The organism is Bradyrhizobium vignae, assembly GCF_004114425.1.
Classification (GTDB): domain Bacteria; phylum Pseudomonadota; class Alphaproteobacteria; order Rhizobiales; family Xanthobacteraceae; genus Bradyrhizobium; species Bradyrhizobium vignae.
On record NZ_RDQF01000055.1, the window covers coordinates 34,121 to 51,171 of the forward strand.

Here is a 17,051-nt window from a genome sequence, read left to right on the forward strand (position 1 = left end):
GGAACGCCGGACATGGTTCGTTCAGTCTGGAAAGGCCCGTTCGTCGAGGGTTCTCTGCTCAAGAAGGCAGATGCCGCCCGTGCGTCCGGCCGTCACGACGTCATCAAGATCTGGAGCCGTCGCTCGACGATCCTGCCGCAGTTCGTCGGCCTGACCTTCGGCGTCTACAACGGTCAGAAGCACGTGCCGGTGGCCGTCAACGAGGAAATGGTCGGTCACAAGTTCGGCGAGTTCTCGCCGACCCGGACCTTCCATGGCCACTCCGGCGACAAGAAAGCCAAGAAGGCTTGAGGATTAAACGATGAGCAAACCTAAGCGCGAACGGAGCCTCGCCGACAACGAGGCCAAGGCGGTCGCCCGGATGCTGCGGGTGAGCCCGCAGAAGCTCAACCTGGTCGCCCAGCTCATTCGCGGCCGGAAGGCGTCTGCTGCGCTCGCCGACCTGCAGTTTTCGCGCAAGCGGATCGCGGTCGACGTGAAGAAGTGCCTGGAATCGGCTATCGCCAACGCCGAGAACAACCACGACCTCGACGTCGACGATCTCGTCGTTGCGCAGGCCTTCGTCGGCAACGGCCTCGTGATGAAGCGCTTTGCCGCTCGTGGCCGCGGCCGCTCGGGCCGTGTCTACAAACCATTTTCGCAGCTGACGATCATCGTTCGTCAGGTCGAAGCTGAAGCCGCCGCTTAAGGGCGCAGGAGAACACGATGGGTCAAAAGATCAATCCGATCGGTCTGCGTCTCGGCATCAACCGGACCTGGGATTCCCGCTGGTTCGCCGGCAAGCAGGAATACGGCAAGCTGTTGCACGAGGACGTCAAGATCCGTGAGATCCTGCACAAGGAGCTCAAGCAGGCTGCCGTTGCCCGCATCGTGATCGAGCGTCCGCACAAGAAGTGCCGCGTCACCATCCACTCGGCCCGTCCGGGTGTGGTGATCGGCAAGAAGGGTGCGGACATCGACAAGCTGCGCAAGAAGGTCGCGGACATCACCTCGTCCGACGTCGTCATCAACATCGTCGAGATCCGCAAGCCGGAGCTCGATGCGACGCTGGTGGCGGAGTCGATCGCGCAGCAGCTCGAGCGCCGCGTGGCGTTCCGCCGTGCCATGAAGCGCGCCGTGCAGTCGGCGATGCGCCTCGGCGCGGAGGGCATCCGCATCAACTGCTCGGGACGTCTCGGCGGTGCGGAAATCGCGCGCATGGAGTGGTACCGCGAAGGTCGCGTGCCGCTGCACACGCTGCGCGCCGACATCGACTACGGCGTTGCGACCGCGTTCACGACCTTCGGCACCTGCGGCGTCAAGGTCTGGATCTTCAAGGGCGAGATCCTCGAGCACGATCCGATGGCCCAGGACAAGAGAATGGCCGAAGGCGAGGGCACTGGTAGCGGTGGTGGCGGCCGGCAGCGCCGCGACGCGGCTGCAGCCTGAGCTGACCTGAGAATTTGAGGGCTTAAAGCCATGATGCAACCTAAGAAAACGAAGTTCCGGAAGGCGCATAAGGGCCGCATCCACGGCGTTGCGTCTTCGGGCGCGACGTTGGCGTTCGGCCAGTTCGGCCTGAAGGCGACCGAGCCTGAGCGCGTCACCGCGCGTCAGATCGAAGCCGCCCGTCGCGCGCTGACCCGTCACATGAAGCGCGCCGGCCGCGTCTGGATCCGCGTGTTCCCCGACGTTCCGGTGTCCAAGAAGCCGGCCGAAGTCCGCATGGGCTCCGGTAAGGGTTCGCCGGAATTGTGGGTCGCGCGCGTCAAGCCGGGCCGGGTGCTGTTCGAGATCGACGGCGTCAACACCCAGACGGCGCGTGAAGCGCTGACCCTGGCGGCCGCCAAGCTGCCGATCAAGACGCGCTTCGTCGAGCGCATTGCGGAGTAATGGCCATGGCCCAGATGAAGATCGAAGACATCCGTGCGATGAGCCCCGATCAGCAGGATGATGCCATCCTGAACCTGAAGAAGGAGCGCTTCAACCTGCGCTTCCAGCGCGCCACCGGGCAGCTCGAGAACACCTCGCGCCTGCGCGAGGCTCGCCGTGACATCGCCCGGATCAAGACCGTCGCCGCGCAGACGCGCGCGAAGAAGAAGTAAGAGGCTTACGAAGATGCCGAAACGTACTTTGCAGGGCGTGGTCGTCAGCGACAAGCAAGCCAAGACCATCGTGGTGCGCGTCGATCGCCGCTTCACGCACCCGATCTACAAGAAGACGATCCGCCGTTCGAAGAACTACCACGCGCACGACGAGAGCAACCAGTTCAAGCCGGGCGACATGGTGTGGATCGAGGAAACGAAGCCGATTTCGAAGTTGAAGCGCTGGGTCGTGATCCGGGGCGAACACAAGAAAAGCGCCTGATCTGTTGGCTCTAGCCGACTGACTTCAGGGAAATGTTGAGCGCCGGCTGGGCTGGCGCAAAGAGAAAGAGGACGAGGTGCATCAATGATTCAGATGCAGACCAACCTCGACGTGGCCGACAATTCTGGCGCACGCCGTGTCATGTGTATCAAGGTGCTTGGGGGCTCCAAGCGCCGCTACGCAACGATCGGCGACATCATCGTCGTTTCGATCAAGGAAGCTATCCCGCGTGGCAAGGTGAAGAAGGGCGACGTGATGAAGGCCGTCGTGGTGCGCGTCCGCAAGGACATCCGCCGCGCCGACGGTTCGGTCATCCGCTTCGACCGCAACGCCGCCGTCCTGATCAACAACCAGTCCGAGCCGGTCGGCACCCGTATCTTCGGGCCCGTGCCGCGCGAGCTGCGCGCCAAGAACCACATGAAGATCATCTCGCTCGCGCCGGAGGTGCTGTGATGGCTGCGAAGATCCGCAAGGGCGACAAGGTCGTCGTGCTGACCGGCCGCGACAAGGGCCGCACCGGCGAAGTGTTCGAGGTTCGTCCCGACGCCGGCACCGCGCTGGTGCGCGGCATCAACATGGTCAAGCGTCACCAGAAGCAGACGCAGGCCCAGGAGGGCGGCATCATCTCGAAAGAGGCGCCGATCCACCTGTCCAACATCGCGTATGTCGGCAAGGACGGAAAGCCGACCCGCATCGGATTCAAGATTCTGGCGGACGGCAAGAAGGTTCGCATCGCCAAGAGCTCGGGAGCTGAGATCGATGGCTGAGGCCGCTTACACACCGCGCCTGCGCGCGGAATATGACGCGAAGATCCGTACGGCTCTGACCGAGAAGTTCGGTTACCAGAACGTCATGCAGGTTCCGCGGCTGGACAAGGTCGTGCTGAACATGGGCGTCGGCGATTCGGTCAACGACCGCAAGAAGGCCGAGACCGCCGCTGCCGAATTGACCCAGATCGCCGGCCAGAAGGCGATCGTGACCTATTCGCGCATCGCGATCGCGACCTTCAAGCTGCGTGAGAACCAGCCGATCGGCTGCAAGGTCACGCTGCGCAAGGCCCGCATGTACGAGTTCATCGATCGCCTGGTGAATGTCGCGCTGCCACGCGTCCGCGACTTCCGCGGTCTGAACCCGAAGAGCTTCGACGGCCGTGGCAACTATTCGCTCGGCATCAAGGAGCACATCATTTTCCCCGAGATCGACTTCGACAAGGTCGCGGAAGCTCGCGGTATGGACATCACCGTCTGCACCACGGCCAAGACCGACGAAGAGGCGAGGGCCTTGTTGACCGCTTTCAATTTCCCGTTCCGGCAGTGAGACGCTGACCTAGAGCCTCTCAAACGCGGATACCCAGGAGCCAAGCATGGCAAAGAAGAGTTCAGTCGAGAAGAACAACCGGCGCAAGCGGATGGTGAAGAACGCCGCCGCCAAGCGCGAGCGGTTGAAGGCGATCATCGCCGACAAGACGCTGCCGATGGAGGAGCGGTTCGCCGCGACCCTGAAGCTGGCGGAAATGCCGCGCAATTCGTCGGCGACCCGCATCCGCATGCGTTGCGAATTGTCGGGCCGTCCGCGCTCGAACTACCGCAAGAACAAGCTGTCCCGTATCGCGCTGCGCGACCTTGGCTCCAAGGGCATGGTCCCGGGCCTCGTGAAGTCCAGCTGGTAAGGAGGGTCGTTTAGATGTCTACGCACGATCCAATCAGCGATCTGATCACCCGTATCCGCAATGCGCAGTTGCGTTCGAAGACCAAGGTCTCCACGCCTGGCTCGAAGATGCGCGAGAACGTGCTCGAGGTTCTGAAGGCCGAGGGCTACATCCGCGGCTACGCCACGCTCGAGCATTCCTCGGGCCGCAGCGAGATCGAGATCGAGCTGAAGTATTTCGACGGCGAGCCCGTCATCCGCGAGATTGAACGCGTTTCCAAGCCCGGGCGCCGCGTCTACGCCTCGGTGAAGAACCTGCCGCGGGTGAACAATGGACTCGGCATTTCGGTGTTGTCGACGCCGAAGGGGATCATGGCCGACCACAGCGCGCGCGACGCGAATGTGGGCGGTGAAGTCCTCTTCACGGTGTTCTGAGAAGGATTTTCGATCCATGTCACGTGTTGGCAAGAAGCCTGTGACGGTGCCGTCGGGCGTTACCGCGACCGTCGACGGCCAGACCGTCAAGATGAAGGGGCCGAAGGGCCAGCTTCAGTTCATCGTCCACGACGACGTCGAGGTGAAGCTCGAGAACGGCCAGATCAACGTCAAGCCGCGGGCCGAGACCAACCGCGCGCGGGCGCTGTACGGCACCGCTCGCGCCCAGGTCGCGAATCTGGTCGAAGGCGTCACCAAGGGTTTCGAGAAGAAGCTCGAGATCACCGGCGTCGGCTATCGTGCCGCGATGCAGGGCAAGAACCTCCAGCTCGCGCTCGGCTACAGCCATGACGTGATCTATCCGATCCCCGAGGGGATCACGATCACCGTGCCGAAGCCGACCGAGATCACGGTGGCGGGCAGCGACGTCCAGCGCGTCGGTCAGGTCGCCGCCGAGATCCGCGCCTACCGTCCGCCGGAGCCCTACAAGGGCAAGGGCGTGAAGTACGTGGGCGAATTCATCTTCCGCAAGGAAGGCAAGAAGAAGTAACGGAGCCGGTCATGTCGAAAGCCAAGGTTACGAATGCCCGGCGCAAGCGGAGTGTGCGGCTGAAGCTGCGCCGTTCCGCCGGCGGCCGTCCGCGTCTGTCGGTGTTCCGCTCGTCCAAGCACATCTACGCCCAGGTCATCGACGACCTGAGGGGCGAGACGCTGGCCTCTGCCTCGTCGCTCGAGAAGTCGATGCGCGACGGCGGCAAGACCGGTGCGGACATCGATGCAGCGAAAGCAGTCGGCAAGTTGCTGGCCGAGCGCGCGGTCGAGAAGGGCGTCAAGGAAGTCGTGTTCGATCGCGGCGGCTATCTCTATCACGGGCGCGTCAAGGCTCTGGCCGACGCGGCGCGTGAGAGTGGGCTGAGCTTCTAACAGAATTTGAGGATTGGGGCGTAAGCCTCTGAAGGATTGGAAAAACCATGGCAGCTGAACGCGAACAACGTGGTGGACGCGATCAACGCGGCGGCGGACGTGAACGCAGGGAGCGCGAGGAGCGCGACAGCGAGTTCGTCGACAAGCTCGTCCACATCAACCGCGTGGCCAAGGTCGTCAAGGGCGGCAAGCGCTTCGGTTTCGCAGCGCTGGTCGTGATCGGCGACCAGAAGGGCCGCGCCGGCTTCGGTCACGGCAAGGCGCGCGAAGTGCCTGAGGCGATCCGCAAGGCGACCGAGTCCGCCAAGCGCAACCTGACGCGCGTGTCGCTGCGCGAGGGCCGCACGCTCCATCACGACATTGCCGGTCGTCATGGCGCGGGCCGTGTCTACCTGCGTGCAGCTCCGGCCGGTACCGGCATCATCGCCGGTGGCCCGATGCGCGCCGTGTTCGAGACGCTCGGCGTCCAGGACGTGGTGGCGAAGTCGATCGGCTCGTCGAACCCGTACAACATGGTGCGCGCGACCTTCGACGCGCTGAAGCATCAGGATTCGCCGCGTTCGGTCGCAGCCCGCCGCAACATCAAGGTGTCCACCCTCCAGTCCCGTCGGATCGGCGGCGACGCCGAGGCGGCTGCCGACTAACGGAAGCTTTTCGGAGTAGATCCACATGGCCAAGGCCGCAAAGACGATCAAGGTCGAGCAGATCGGCAGCGCGATTCGCCGCCATCACTCGCAGCGCTCGACGCTGATCGGGCTCAAGCTCAACAAGATCGGCCGTACCAGCGAATTGCCGGACACTCCGGCGGTCCGCGGCATGATCGAGAAGGTTCACCATCTCGTCCGCATCGTCGACGAGAAGTAAGCAAAGGCGCACGATCCCGGAAAGCGGGAAGCGGTTTTCGGTGAAGATCGTGCGCAAGACACAAGGAGAAGGGCGATGAAGCTCAGCGATATCGCCGACAACGCCGGCTCGCGCAAAAAGCGTATGCGCGTCGGCCGCGGCATCGGTTCCGGCAAGGGCAAGCAGTCCGGCCGCGGCGGCAAGGGCCAGACCGCGCGTTCGGGCGTGCGCATCAAGGGTTTCGAAGGCGGCCAGATGCCGATGCATCGCCGTCTGCCCAAGCGCGGCTTCAACAACATCTTCCGCGTCGAGTTCGCCGAGATCAATCTCGACCGGCTCCAGGAAGCGGTCGATGCCAAGAAGATCGACGCCGGCAGCGTCGTCAACGTCGAAGCCCTGGTGAAGGGTGGCGTGCTGCGTCGCGCCAAGGGCGGCCTGCGGCTGCTCGGCCGCGGCGAGCTCAAGTCCAAGCTCAACATCGAGGTGCACGGCGCGAGCAAGACCGCTATCGCGGCGGTCGAGAAGGCCGGCGGCTCGGTGAAGATCCTCGCCCAGCCCAAGGAAGAAGGCGAGGCGGCGTAACAACTGCGTCATCGGCCCGCGGCGCGCGGGCCTTTACGCATGCGGGACGTGGACTTATCGAAGCCGAGCCCCAGATAATGTCCGGCGTCCGCTAAACTAGCCCGGCCGCGGGCATGACGGCGCAACAGGCGGCGGGAGAAAGTCCAAGATGGTCTCTGCAGCGGAACAACTGGCAGCCAATCTCAATTTCGGCGCGTTTGCCAAGGCCGACGAACTGAAGAAGCGCATCTGGTTCACCCTGGGTGCGCTGCTCGTTTATCGGCTCGGGACCTACATCCCGCTGCCGGGCATCGATCCCAACATCTGGGAGCAGGTGTTCCGCTCCCAGGCGGGCGGCATCCTCGGCATGTTCAACATGTTCGCCGGCGGCGGCATCCACCGCATGGCGATCTTCGCGCTGAACATCATGCCGTACATCTCGGCCTCGATCATCATCCAGCTCCTGACCACCGTCTCGCCGCAGCTCGAGGCGCTGAAGAAGGAAGGCGAGGCCGGCCGCAAGACGCTCAACCAGTACACCCGCTACCTGACCGTCATCCTGGCTGCGTTCCAGTCCTATGGCATCGCGGTGGGTCTCGAAGGCGCCGGCAACGTGGTCAGCGACCCCGGCATGTTCTTCCGCCTGTCCACGGCGATTACCCTGACCGGCGGCACCATGTTCCTGATGTGGCTGGGCGAGCAGATCACCTCGCGCGGCATCGGCAATGGCATTTCGCTGATCATTCTCGCCGGCATCGTCGCCGAGCTGCCCGCGGCGCTCGCCAACATGCTCGAGCTCGGCCGTCAGGGCGCGATGTCGACCGGGCTGATCCTGGTCGTCATCGTCATGGCTGTCGCCGTGATCGGCTTCATCGTGTTCATGGAGCGCGCCCAGCGCCGGCTCCTGATCCAGTATCCGAAGCGCCAGGTCGGTAACAAGATGTTCGAGGGCCAGTCCTCGCATCTGCCTCTCAAGCTCAACACCTCGGGCGTGATCCCCCCGATCTTCGCATCCTCGCTGCTCTTGCTGCCGACCACGGTTGCGAATTTCAACGCGGGCAGCGGGCCGGAATGGTTCCAGTGGATCACCACCCAGCTCGGCCATGGCCGTCCGCTGTTCCTGATCCTGTATCTCGCGCTGATCGTGTTCTTCGCCTTCTTCTACACCGCGATCGTGTTCAACCCGACCGAGACCGCGGACAATCTGAAGAAACATGGCGGCTTCATTCCGGGCATCCGTCCCGGCGAGCGCACCGCCGAATATATCGATTACGTGCTGTCGCGCATCACCGTGCTCGGCGCGATCTATCTCGCCATCGTCTGCTTGATCCCGGAGATCCTGATCTCCTACGCCTCGGTGCCGTTCTACTTCGGCGGCACCTCGCTGCTGATCGTGGTCAGTGTCACCATGGATACGGTGGCGCAGGTGCAGGGCTATCTGCTGGCCCATCAGTACGAAGGCCTGATCCGCAAGTCCAAGCTGCGCGGTCGCCGCCGCTAACCGCGGCCTCGCCTGAAGGCGGCGCTACTGCGCCGCCGATTCGCCGCGCGAAGAGCGCACGGTGCGACCGGATGCGACCAGCGAGCCACCCGGTTGCATCGGCAGAGCAGCTCCTACTGCGACGCAATCACTGGTTTCCAAGGCCTTCTTGGCGTCCGGGCGTTCGCTCCCCTATGATATGGGTAGCGGTGCGCAGCCGATTGTGGTTTGCACTGTCCTTGATCTTCAAACGCAGGTGCGCGACGTATCGCTCACCAATCCGGGGGGGCGTACGCCGATGAGAATTATACTTCTGGGACCGCCGGGGTCGGGCAAGGGGACCCAGGCGCAGCTCTTGGTGCGGCGCTATGGCATCATCCAGCTCTCGACCGGCGAGATGCTGCGTGCCGCGGTTGCGGCCGGGACGCCTGTCGGGCTGAAAGCCAAGGAGATCATGGCCAGCGGTGGCCTCGTGCCCGACGATGTCGTGGTGGGAATCATCTCCGACCGCATCGACCAGCCAGACGCCAAGAACGGTTTCATCCTCGATGGTTTCCCGCGCACCGTGCCGCAGGCCGAGGCGTTGGACGAGCTGCTCAAGCGCAAGCATCTCAAGCTCGACGCCGTGATCGAGCTCCGTGTCAATGAGAGCGCGCTGCTGAGCCGCGTCGAAACTCGCGTTGCCCAGATGCGGGAGCGCGGCGAGGAGGTCCGGCTCGACGACACCCCGGAGGTCCTGACCAAACGGCTTGCCAGCTACCGCAGCCAGACGGAACCACTGATTCACTACTATTCCGAGCGTCGGAAGCTCTCGACCATCGACGGCATGATGGCCATCGACGAGGTCACCCGCGCCATCCACCGCCAGCTCCTGGCGCTGGGCGCGGTCGAGCCCAAGACGCATGCCCGAAGCGCAGCCAAGTCGGGACCGGCCAAAAAGACCAAGACGGCGAAGAAATCGGCCAAAAAGTCGCCGAAGGCAGGCAAAAAGGCCACCAGAGCGGCTAAAACCGTCAAAAAGTCGGTCAAAAAGGCCGGGAAGGCCAAGAAGGCGACCACGAAAACGGTCAAAATGGCAGCCCAAAGGACGGCCAAGAAGGCCGTCAAAAAAGGGGCCAAAAAGGCTGCAAAAAAGGTCACGAAAAAGCGAGCCAAGCGCTAGCAGCGGTTGACGAAAGCCCCCGGAATCCCCTAATAAGCCCCGCATCCAAGTCGGATAGTTTCAGACGATGCCGGGCCCCAGGAAGACCGGGGGTGGGCGTCGTGTTCGCGTTTGTGAACACCTGCCCGAGAGAGCAAGCACTTAAAGCCCGATTCCTGACGAGGGGTCGGCAACAGGAGAGAAGGCCGTGGCCCGTATTGCCGGCGTGAACATTCCCACCAACAAGCGCGTGCTGATCGCGCTCCAGTACATCCATGGCATCGGCCCGAAGATCGCCGGTGACATCATGGAGAAGGTGAAGATCCCCGAGGATCGTCGCGTCAATCAGCTCAGCGACGCCGAAGTGCTCCAGATCCGCGAAGTCATCGACCGTGACTATCTCGTCGAGGGCGACCTGCGTCGTGAGGTCGGCATCAACATCAAGCGTCTGATGGACCTCGGCTGCTATCGCGGCCTGCGTCATCGTCGCGGTCTGCCGGTGCGCGGTCAGCGCACCCACACCAATGCGCGTACGCGCAAGGGCCCGGCCAAGGCCATCGCCGGCAAGAAGAAGTAAGTTTTCGAATCTAGTCGCGGCGTGTGGCGGAAGGGGATGACCCGTTCGCCACGCGCTTTTCGTTCCACAGGTGTAGCCGCTGGCATTACGGCGGCGTTTGAGATCTTCAGGAAAGGGACTCAATGGGCAAGGAAGCCACCCGCGTTCGTCGTCGTGAGCGCAAGAACATCGCCTCCGGCGTCGCGCATGTGAACTCGTCGTTCAACAACACGACCATCACCATCACCGACGCGCAGGGCAACACGATTGCCTGGTCGTCGGCCGGTACGATGGGTTTCAAGGGCTCGCGCAAGTCGACGCCGTACGCCGCGCAGGTCGCCGCCGAGGACGTCTCCAAGAAGGCGCAGGAGCACGGCATGCGCACGCTGGAAGTCGAAGTCGCCGGCCCCGGTTCGGGCCGCGAGTCAGCGCTCCGCGCGCTCCAGGCCGCAGGCTTCACCGTCACCTCGATCCGCGACGTGACCACGATCCCGCACAACGGTTGCCGTCCCCGTAAGCGCCGGCGCGTTTGATACCAAGTTGCGGGCCCATCGGCGCCCGCAATGACTTTACTAAGAAGCCGCGGGAGTGACCCGCGGCCTTTCTCCAACGCCAGTATTTGAACGATCAAATTGACTGGCCTGTATGGGTGAAACAGTGACGATCCAGAAAAATTGGCAAGAACTGATTCGGCCGAACAAGCTCCAGGTCACGCCCGGCAGCGATCCCTCGCGTTTCGCGACCATCGTCGCCGAGCCGCTCGAGCGTGGTTTCGGCCAAACCCTCGGCAACGCGCTGCGCCGCATCCTGCTCTCCTCGCTCCAGGGCGCGGCGGTGCAGTCGGTGCACATCGACGGCGTGCTGCACGAGTTCTCCTCGATCGCGGGCGTCCGTGAGGACGTCACCGACATCGTGCTCAACATCAAGGACATCTCGATCAAGATGCAGGGCGAAGGCCCCAAGCGTATGGTCGTGAAGAAGCAGGGCCCGGGCGTCGTCACCGCCGGCGATATCCAGACCGTCGGCGATGTGGTCGTGCTTAACCCCGATCTGCAGATCTGCACCCTCGACGAGGGCGCCGAGATCCGCATGGAGTTCACGGTCTCGACCGGCAAGGGCTACGTGCCCGCCGAGCGCAACCGTCCCGAGGACGCGCCGATCGGCCTGATCCCGGTCGACAGCCTGTACTCGCCGGTCCGCAAGGTCTCCTACAAGGTCGAGAACACCCGCGAGGGCCAGATCCTCGACTACGACAAGCTGACGATGACGATCGAGACCAACGGCGCGATCACGCCGGATGATTCCGTGGCCTACGCCGCGCGCATCCTGCAGGACCAGCTCAACGTGTTCGTCAACTTCGAAGAGCCGCGCAAGGAAGTCGCCCAGGAGATCATCCCGGACCTCGCCTTCAACCCGGCCTTCCTCAAGAAGGTGGACGAGCTCGAGCTGTCGGTGCGTTCGGCCAACTGCCTGAAGAACGACAACATCGTCTACATCGGCGACCTCGTGCAGAAGAGCGAGGCGGAAATGCTCCGCACCCCGAACTTCGGCCGCAAGTCGCTGAACGAGATCAAGGAAGTGCTGGCCCAGATGGGTCTGCATCTCGGCATGGAAGTGCCGGGCTGGCCGCCGGAGAACATCGACGAGCTCGCCAAGCGCTTCGAGGATCACTACTGAGCATTCGTCGTTCCGGGGCGATGCGGAGCATCGAACCCGGAACTCGAGATTCCGGGTTCGGCTCTGCGAGCCGCCCCGGAATGACTGAGAGCATAGTCCCGGAAAAGTGCGAAGCGGTTTTCCGATAGGGATCATGCTCAACCAAGAAAGCGAAAGCGCGTCGCGCTTTCGCGGGCGAACGCAGGCAGCCCACCTGAGCAACATGTCCGACGAACCGTCGCGGCAGTTTTAACGTAAGGACTACACACATGCGTCACGGCAAGGTTCATCGGAAGCTCAACCGCACGGCCGAGCACCGCCGCGCGATGTTCGCCAACATGGCGGCCGCGCTGATCAAGCACGAGCAGATCGTCACCACGCTGCCCAAGGCCAAGGAGCTCCGCCCGATCGTCGAGAAGCTCGTCACCCTCGGCAAGAAGGGCGGCCTGTCGCTGCGCCGCCAGGCGATCGCGGAGCTGCGCGACGTCGACATGGTCAGGAAGCTCTTCGATACGCTCGCGACCCGCTACAAGGACCGCCAGGGCGGCTACACCCGCATCATCAAGGCCGGCTTCCGCTACGGCGACAACGCCGCGATGGCCGTGATCGAGTTCGTCGATCGCGACGTCGACGCCAAGGGCCAGGATTCCGGTCCGGTGCAGGAGAAGGCAGCCGAGGCGGCGTAAGCTGTTTCTGCAGATATGTACTGAAAACGGCGCCCTCGGGCGCCGTTTTTTGTTCCCGGAATTGTGCGGATCCGCAGGACTATTCCTCCTTGATCCCCGCCTTTTGCGCGATGTCCTTCATTTCGGCGGTCTCCTTGCCGATGGCTGCCGCCCAATCGCTGTAGCGCGTGAAGCCCGGCTCGAAGCCGACCTTGGTGAAGCGCTCGGTCACGGACGGGCTGTTGATCGTCTCCTCCAGGGCTGCCGACAGCTTGTCGTGAACGGCCGGCGGCAGGCCCTTGGGAGTGACGACGGCGCCCCATGACGCGAAGTCGATATTGCCATAGCCGAGCTCGGCGAGCGTTGGTACGTCGGGCAGGAACGGCGTGCGTTTGGCCGAGAACACGGCGAGCACCTTGACCGTGCCGGCGTCGATCTGTGGCTTGACCGCGATGACAGTGTCGACGTGATACTGGATGTGTTTTCCGATCAGGTCGTTCATCGCCGGCGCGCTGCCCTTGTAGGGCAGGTGGACCATCTTGATTCCGGCGGCCGATTTGAACAGCTCGCCGGCAAAATGTGACACGGTCGCGACGCCGAACGATGCCAGCGACAGCTTGTCGGGATTGGCCTTCGCTTCGGTAACCAGCGCAGCCACGTCCTTGATCGGGTTGTCCTTGTAGGTGACCAGCACCAGCGTGATCTTGCCGACCTGGCCGAGCGGCTCGAAATCCTTGGCCGCGTCGTAAGGCACGCTTTCCTTCACGGCGGCCGGCAGCGTGAAGCTCGAGTTCGAGCTGAAGAACAGGGTATATCCATCAGGCGCCGAGCGCGCGACTTCCTTCGCCGCGATCGTGGTGCCGCCGCCGGGACGGTTCATGATGATCACGGGCTTGCCGAGCCGCGTCTCCAGCTCGCCGCCGATGATGCGCGCGACCACGTCCGAGGCGCCGCCCGGCGGGAAGGGGACGATCAATTGCAACGACTTTTCCGGATAGACCGCCTGAGCCGGTGCGGGCGCATTGCCAGCAATCAAACCGGCCACCCCGAGCACAACCGTTAAAGCCGTTCTTTTCATCGCGTTGCTTCCGTTTCCATGTGAGCAGGAGAATCTCGGAATGGCCAAGCAACAATCGTTCCAGCAGCGATGCGCGGCGTCCAAGGGGCGCAGGAAGAGCGCGGGCCCTCACTGCTTGGTGAGCACCGATTGCATCCCGATCCGCCGCGTCCGATATCCCCGTCATCGATCTGATGGAGATAGTGCATGAACATCGACCTTTCCGGAAAAACAGCGCTGGTGACCGGCTCGACCGCCGGCATCGGCCATGCCATCGCCAAGGGCCTTGCCGCCTCGGGTGCGAGCGTCGTCATCAACGGGCGCGGCCAGGACAAGGTCGATGCAGCCGTACGCAAGCTGGAAGCGACGGGCGCCAAGATCCGCGGCATCGCCGCGGACGTCTCCACTGCTGCGGGGTGCCAGGCGCTGGTGGCCGCTCTGCCCGAGGTCGACATCCTCATCAACAACGCGGGCATCTTCGAGCCGAAGGAATTTTTCGACATCCCCGACGAGGACTGGAGCCGCTTCTTCGAGGTCAACGTGATGAGCGGCGTGCGGCTGTCGCGGGCTTACATGAAGGGCATGCTCAAGCGCAACTGGGGCCGCATCGTCTTCATCTCTTCCGAGTCCGGCCTCAACATTCCCGTCGAGATGATCCACTACGGCATGACCAAGACGGCCCAGCTTTCAGTTGCGCGCGGCCTCGCGCAGCTCACTCGCGGCACCGGCGTCACCGTCAACTCCGTGCTGCCGGGCCCGACCATGTCCGAAGGCGTCGAGACATTCGTGAAGGACCTCGCGAAGCAAAACGGGCAGTCCGTGGACGAGGCCGCGGCCAATTTCGTCAAACAGCATCGTCCGAGCTCTCTGATCCAGCGTTTTGCCAGCGTCGACGAGATCGCCAACATGGTTGTCTATGTCGCGTCCAAGGAAGCGTCCGCAACCAACGGCGCAGCGCTGCGCGCCGAGGGCGGCATCGTCAACACGATCGCCTGAGGTGGCGCATGGCGGCCTATGTGATTTCCGAAGTCGAGATGCGCGACCCCGACGGATTCGAGGCCTATCGCGCGCTCGCCGCCAAGACCATCGCGCAGTACGGCGGACGTTATCTCGTCCGCGGCGCGAGGGCCGAGCTTGCCGAAGGCAACCTGCCGCCGAAGGCCATCGTCATCGTCGAATTCGCCTCGATGACGAGGTTGAAGGAATGGTACACCTCGCCGGAATATGCCGAGGCGCTGAAGCTGCGGCGGACGGCGCTGGAGCGGCGTCTGATGTTCGTCGAGGGTGTGCCGCCGGCGTGAGAACTTTCTCGCGCAATGAAGCGTTGCTATGCTCGCCCGGTAGCCCAACCGGGAGAAGAGAATGCTTCAGTCGCGATTTAAGCTTTTCGGTTTTTTTCTTGCCCTGACGATCCTGTGGCCGCTTTCGCCCTCGCGTGCAGACCAACCGTTTCAGCGGCTCCTGCCGCTCCTGATCGATCTTGCCGGATGGGAAGGCGGCAAGGCGGACGGCATGTCGATGCAGATGTCGGAGGCCAGCATGACCACCGCGACGCGCGACTACACGCGCGGCTCAGCGCGAGTCCAGGCCGCAATCATGGTTGGGCAGGCGGCCACCGGCGCGCTGGCGCCGATCCAGAGCGGAATGAATATCCAGACGCCTGACGGTCACGTCATGTCGGCAACCATGCATGGCATGCAGGTGCTCAAGAACTATAACACCCCGCAGAAATCCGGCACGCTCATCGTGGCGCTCGGCAAGGACGCATTGTTCAATTTCTCCTTCGACGGCCTCAGTGAGGAGGAAGGGCTGGCGCTCGCTGAAAAATTCGACTGGAAGGCGCTCCAGACCGCAGCCCAGGCAAAGTAGGAGAGGGCGGGGCCAGCCACCTTGTAGAGACAGGTTCGTAGCTGGGTAGCCGGGCAGATGCGCGAGGTGCATCTGCTCGGCGTGTGTTTCCGCGGAAGCAGAAGAGGCGGGTTACGCCAGGCGAGCTGCGCTTTGCGCGTTCGCATGGCTAACTCATCACTCGGCGTAGCCCACCACTGCCCTACGAGGTCTTCGCCTACCACCCCTCCAGCACGATCTTGCCGCGTGACTTGCCGCTCTCGAGCAGCGCGTGCGCGCGCTTGAGGTTGGCGGCGTTGATGGTGCCAAAGGTCTGGTCGAGCGTGGTGCGCAACACGCCCTTGTCGATGAGGTCGGCGACATCGTTGAGCAGATGATGCTGCGCGATCATGTCGGGCGTCTGGAACGAGGAGCGCGTGAACATCGATTCCCAGTGCACCGAGATCGCCTTGCCCTTGAACGTGCTCATGGTGAACTCGGGCGGATCGTCGATCAGGCCGAACCGTCCCTGCGGCGCCATCAAATCGGCGATCGCCTTATAGTGCTGATCGGTGAAGGTGAGGCTTGCGACCAGCGCGACCGGCGGCAGCTTGAGCTTCTCAATCTGCTCCTTCATCGGTTTGCCGTGGTCGATCACTGCATGGGCGCCGAGATCGAGGCACCATTTTTGCGATTCAGGCCGCGTTGCGGTGGCGAGCACGGTCAATCCGGTGAGGCGGCGCGCGAGCTGGATCAGGATCGAGCCGACGCCGCCGGCTCCGCCCGTGATCAAGAGCGTGCGCGGATCGACGCTTTTGCCGGGCACGGCGCCGAGACGGTCGAACAGCAATTCCCACGCTGTGATGGAGGTGAGGGGAAGGGCTGCTGCCTGCGCGAACGAGAGCGACTTCGGCTTGTTGCCGACGATGCGCTCGTCGACCAGGTGGAACTCGGCGTTGGTGCCCTGGCGCAGGATCGAGCCGGCATAAAACACCTCGTCACCCGGCTTGAAGAACGTCACGTCGGGGCCGACGGCATCGACCACGCCGGCCGCGTCATAGCCGAGGATCTTCGTCTCGCCCTCGGGCGGGGCGGCGCGCTTGCGCACCTTGTAATCCACCGGATTGGCCGAGATCGCCTTCACGGCGACGCGAATGTCGCGCCCCTTGGGCTCAGGCTTTGCGGTCTCGAAATCGATCAGTGAATCCGCGTCCTCGATCGGAAGCGATTTCTTGTAGCCGACGGCCTTCATGGCTTGTCTCCATCAGATGGCGTGTTCGCCCGCCGCTCTAACTGTCGCCCTGGCCTCAATTTGGCAAGTACTGTAAATTTGGGGATATAGTCCCTGTTTGGATACTATTGGGAAATCACGCATGAAACGGCGCAATTTTGCTCGTCGTCCCGGCTGCTCCGTCGAGGCGACTCTGGACCTGATCGACGGCAAGTGGAAGGGCGTAATCCTCTATCACCTGCAGAGCGGAACCCAGCGCTTCGGTGAATTGCGCCGCCGGATGCCCGGCATCACCCAGCGCATGCTGACAAAACAGCTTCGCGCGCTGGAGGAGGACAATCTCGTCATCCGCAAGGTCTATGCCGAGGTGCCGCCGCGCGTGGAGTATTGCCTGTCGGAGCTGGGTGAGAGCCTCAAGCCTGTCATCGACATCCTGAAGGCCTGGGGCGAGAGCCATCAGGAGCGGCTGTCCTGCGCGCCGCCGCCGCCGGTCGTGAAGAAGAAGCGCGCGGCGTAACTGGTTGAACGGCGCCGTCGTTCTTCACCTCTCCCCAGCGGGGAGCAACTGTGTTGAAGTAGCCCGGCGATCGGCCGGCCTCAAGGCTGGCGCTGGCGCGCCACCGCCTCCGGCGGCTTCCGGCCTTGACCCCGTCCGCTCGCCGGTCTTCAGGGCGTGCAAGCG

At 63.4% G+C, this 17,051-nt stretch carries 28 protein-coding genes; 26 read left to right on the forward strand and 2 right to left on the reverse strand.

Going from position 1 to position 17,051, the window contains the following annotated elements:
- The first annotated feature begins 12 nt into the window (after positions 1-12).
- From rpsS to rplQ, 22 genes are all read left to right on the forward strand, one after another.
- Positions 13-291 carry a 30S ribosomal protein S19 gene (rpsS, locus tag EAV90_RS31590; RefSeq protein ID WP_008136357.1) on the forward strand — a complete coding sequence of 93 codons (279 nt, stop codon included), beginning with the start codon at positions 13-15 and terminating at the stop codon, positions 289-291.
- A 10-nt stretch (positions 292-301) separates the two neighbouring features.
- Positions 302-688 (forward strand): 50S ribosomal protein L22, encoded by a 387-nt coding sequence (rplV, locus tag EAV90_RS31595; protein WP_008549264.1) that lies wholly within the window; start codon positions 302-304, stop codon positions 686-688.
- Between the two features lie 17 nt (positions 689-705).
- Positions 706-1,428, forward strand: a complete 723-nt coding sequence (gene rpsC, locus EAV90_RS31600; protein WP_122402696.1) for a 30S ribosomal protein S3 — start codon at positions 706-708, stop codon at positions 1,426-1,428.
- A 30-nt stretch (positions 1,429-1,458) separates the two neighbouring features.
- Entirely contained in the window at positions 1,459-1,872 is a 414-nt protein-coding gene (gene rplP, locus EAV90_RS31605; RefSeq protein ID WP_008136349.1) for a 50S ribosomal protein L16, read from the forward strand.
- A 5-nt stretch (positions 1,873-1,877) separates the two neighbouring features.
- The gene (gene rpmC / locus EAV90_RS31610; RefSeq protein ID WP_011088144.1) at positions 1,878-2,084 is read left to right on the forward strand and encodes a 50S ribosomal protein L29; all 207 of its coding nucleotides are present in this window, start codon (positions 1,878-1,880) and stop codon (positions 2,082-2,084) included.
- A gap of 13 nt (positions 2,085-2,097) precedes the next feature.
- Positions 2,098-2,346 (forward strand): 30S ribosomal protein S17, encoded by a 249-nt coding sequence (gene rpsQ / locus EAV90_RS31615; protein ID WP_024342452.1) that lies wholly within the window; start codon positions 2,098-2,100, stop codon positions 2,344-2,346.
- 84 nt (positions 2,347-2,430) lie between these two features.
- Positions 2,431-2,799, forward strand: a complete 369-nt coding sequence (gene rplN, locus EAV90_RS31620; RefSeq protein WP_007603030.1) for a 50S ribosomal protein L14 — start codon at positions 2,431-2,433, stop codon at positions 2,797-2,799.
- On the forward strand, positions 2,799-3,113 hold the full coding sequence (gene rplX / locus EAV90_RS31625) for a 50S ribosomal protein L24 (protein WP_122402697.1): 315 nt from the start codon (positions 2,799-2,801) through the stop codon (positions 3,111-3,113). Before rplN ends, rplX begins: the two co-directional genes overlap by 1 nt.
- Positions 3,106-3,663, forward strand: coding sequence for a 50S ribosomal protein L5 (gene rplE, locus EAV90_RS31630; protein WP_122402698.1), 558 nt, complete (start codon positions 3,106-3,108; stop codon positions 3,661-3,663). Before rplX ends, rplE begins: the two co-directional genes overlap by 8 nt.
- Before the next feature lie 46 nt (positions 3,664-3,709).
- A complete protein-coding gene (gene rpsN, locus EAV90_RS31635) occupies positions 3,710-4,015 on the forward strand; it encodes a 30S ribosomal protein S14 (protein ID WP_122402699.1) in 306 nt (101 codons plus the stop codon).
- A 14-nt stretch (positions 4,016-4,029) separates the two neighbouring features.
- Positions 4,030-4,428, forward strand: a complete 399-nt coding sequence (gene rpsH / locus EAV90_RS31640; RefSeq protein ID WP_122402700.1) for a 30S ribosomal protein S8 — start codon at positions 4,030-4,032, stop codon at positions 4,426-4,428.
- A gap of 16 nt (positions 4,429-4,444) precedes the next feature.
- Positions 4,445-4,978, forward strand: coding sequence for a 50S ribosomal protein L6 (gene rplF / locus EAV90_RS31645; RefSeq protein ID WP_122402701.1), 534 nt, complete (start codon positions 4,445-4,447; stop codon positions 4,976-4,978).
- Between the two features lie 11 nt (positions 4,979-4,989).
- Positions 4,990-5,352: a 50S ribosomal protein L18 gene (rplR, locus tag EAV90_RS31650; protein WP_122402702.1), complete on the forward strand. Its 363-nt coding sequence runs from the start codon at positions 4,990-4,992 to the stop codon at positions 5,350-5,352.
- Positions 5,353-5,399: 47 nt separating this feature from the next.
- A complete protein-coding gene (rpsE, locus tag EAV90_RS31655) occupies positions 5,400-5,996 on the forward strand; it encodes a 30S ribosomal protein S5 (RefSeq protein ID WP_014494507.1) in 597 nt (198 codons plus the stop codon).
- A gap of 25 nt (positions 5,997-6,021) precedes the next feature.
- Entirely contained in the window at positions 6,022-6,216 is a 195-nt protein-coding gene (gene rpmD / locus EAV90_RS31660) for a 50S ribosomal protein L30 (RefSeq protein WP_122402703.1), read from the forward strand.
- A gap of 75 nt (positions 6,217-6,291) precedes the next feature.
- Complete coding sequence (rplO, locus tag EAV90_RS31665; protein WP_036011044.1) at positions 6,292-6,777, forward strand: 50S ribosomal protein L15; 486 nt, start codon at positions 6,292-6,294, stop codon at positions 6,775-6,777.
- A gap of 148 nt (positions 6,778-6,925) precedes the next feature.
- On the forward strand, positions 6,926-8,257 hold the full coding sequence (gene secY, locus EAV90_RS31670) for a preprotein translocase subunit SecY (protein ID WP_129145684.1): 1,332 nt from the start codon (positions 6,926-6,928) through the stop codon (positions 8,255-8,257).
- A gap of 277 nt (positions 8,258-8,534) precedes the next feature.
- Positions 8,535-9,398: an adenylate kinase gene (locus EAV90_RS31675; RefSeq protein ID WP_122402705.1), complete on the forward strand. Its 864-nt coding sequence runs from the start codon at positions 8,535-8,537 to the stop codon at positions 9,396-9,398.
- A gap of 187 nt (positions 9,399-9,585) precedes the next feature.
- Positions 9,586-9,954, forward strand: a complete 369-nt coding sequence (gene rpsM, locus EAV90_RS31680; RefSeq protein WP_027574068.1) for a 30S ribosomal protein S13 — start codon at positions 9,586-9,588, stop codon at positions 9,952-9,954.
- A gap of 122 nt (positions 9,955-10,076) precedes the next feature.
- Positions 10,077-10,466, forward strand: coding sequence for a 30S ribosomal protein S11 (gene rpsK / locus EAV90_RS31685; protein WP_007603045.1), 390 nt, complete (start codon positions 10,077-10,079; stop codon positions 10,464-10,466).
- A 112-nt stretch (positions 10,467-10,578) separates the two neighbouring features.
- Positions 10,579-11,610 carry a DNA-directed RNA polymerase subunit alpha gene (locus tag EAV90_RS31690; RefSeq protein ID WP_029674561.1) on the forward strand — a complete coding sequence of 344 codons (1,032 nt, stop codon included), beginning with the start codon at positions 10,579-10,581 and terminating at the stop codon, positions 11,608-11,610.
- A 248-nt stretch (positions 11,611-11,858) separates the two neighbouring features.
- Positions 11,859-12,275 carry a 50S ribosomal protein L17 gene (gene rplQ / locus EAV90_RS31695; protein WP_122402706.1) on the forward strand — a complete coding sequence of 139 codons (417 nt, stop codon included), beginning with the start codon at positions 11,859-11,861 and terminating at the stop codon, positions 12,273-12,275.
- A gap of 79 nt (positions 12,276-12,354) precedes the next feature.
- Here the strand turns inward: rplQ and EAV90_RS31700 are convergent, their stop codons facing one another.
- Positions 12,355-13,332 (reverse strand): Bug family tripartite tricarboxylate transporter substrate binding protein, encoded by a 978-nt coding sequence (locus EAV90_RS31700; protein ID WP_122402707.1) that lies wholly within the window; start codon positions 13,330-13,332, stop codon positions 12,355-12,357.
- Between the two features lie 186 nt (positions 13,333-13,518).
- Between EAV90_RS31700 and EAV90_RS31705 the strand changes: the two genes are divergently transcribed.
- The 3 genes from EAV90_RS31705 to EAV90_RS31715 all read left to right on the forward strand — a co-directional run bounded on the left by EAV90_RS31705 (position 13,519) and on the right by EAV90_RS31715 (position 15,180).
- Positions 13,519-14,307: an SDR family NAD(P)-dependent oxidoreductase gene (locus EAV90_RS31705; protein WP_122402708.1), complete on the forward strand. Its 789-nt coding sequence runs from the start codon at positions 13,519-13,521 to the stop codon at positions 14,305-14,307.
- Between the two features lie 8 nt (positions 14,308-14,315).
- Positions 14,316-14,612, forward strand: coding sequence for a DUF1330 domain-containing protein (locus EAV90_RS31710; protein WP_122402709.1), 297 nt, complete (start codon positions 14,316-14,318; stop codon positions 14,610-14,612).
- A 61-nt stretch (positions 14,613-14,673) separates the two neighbouring features.
- Positions 14,674-15,180 carry a hypothetical protein gene (locus EAV90_RS31715; protein ID WP_244607970.1) on the forward strand — a complete coding sequence of 169 codons (507 nt, stop codon included), beginning with the start codon at positions 14,674-14,676 and terminating at the stop codon, positions 15,178-15,180.
- Positions 15,181-15,376: 196 nt separating this feature from the next.
- On the opposite strand, the gene EAV90_RS31720 is transcribed toward EAV90_RS31715, so the two are convergent.
- Positions 15,377-16,390 carry a zinc-binding alcohol dehydrogenase family protein gene (locus tag EAV90_RS31720; protein ID WP_122402710.1) on the reverse strand — a complete coding sequence of 338 codons (1,014 nt, stop codon included), beginning with the start codon at positions 16,388-16,390 and terminating at the stop codon, positions 15,377-15,379.
- A gap of 121 nt (positions 16,391-16,511) precedes the next feature.
- Here EAV90_RS31720 and EAV90_RS31725 point away from each other — a divergent pair, with 121 nt between their 5' ends.
- Positions 16,512-16,886 (forward strand): winged helix-turn-helix transcriptional regulator, encoded by a 375-nt coding sequence (locus EAV90_RS31725; protein WP_122402711.1) that lies wholly within the window; start codon positions 16,512-16,514, stop codon positions 16,884-16,886.
- The last annotated feature ends 165 nt before the right edge of the window (positions 16,887-17,051 follow it).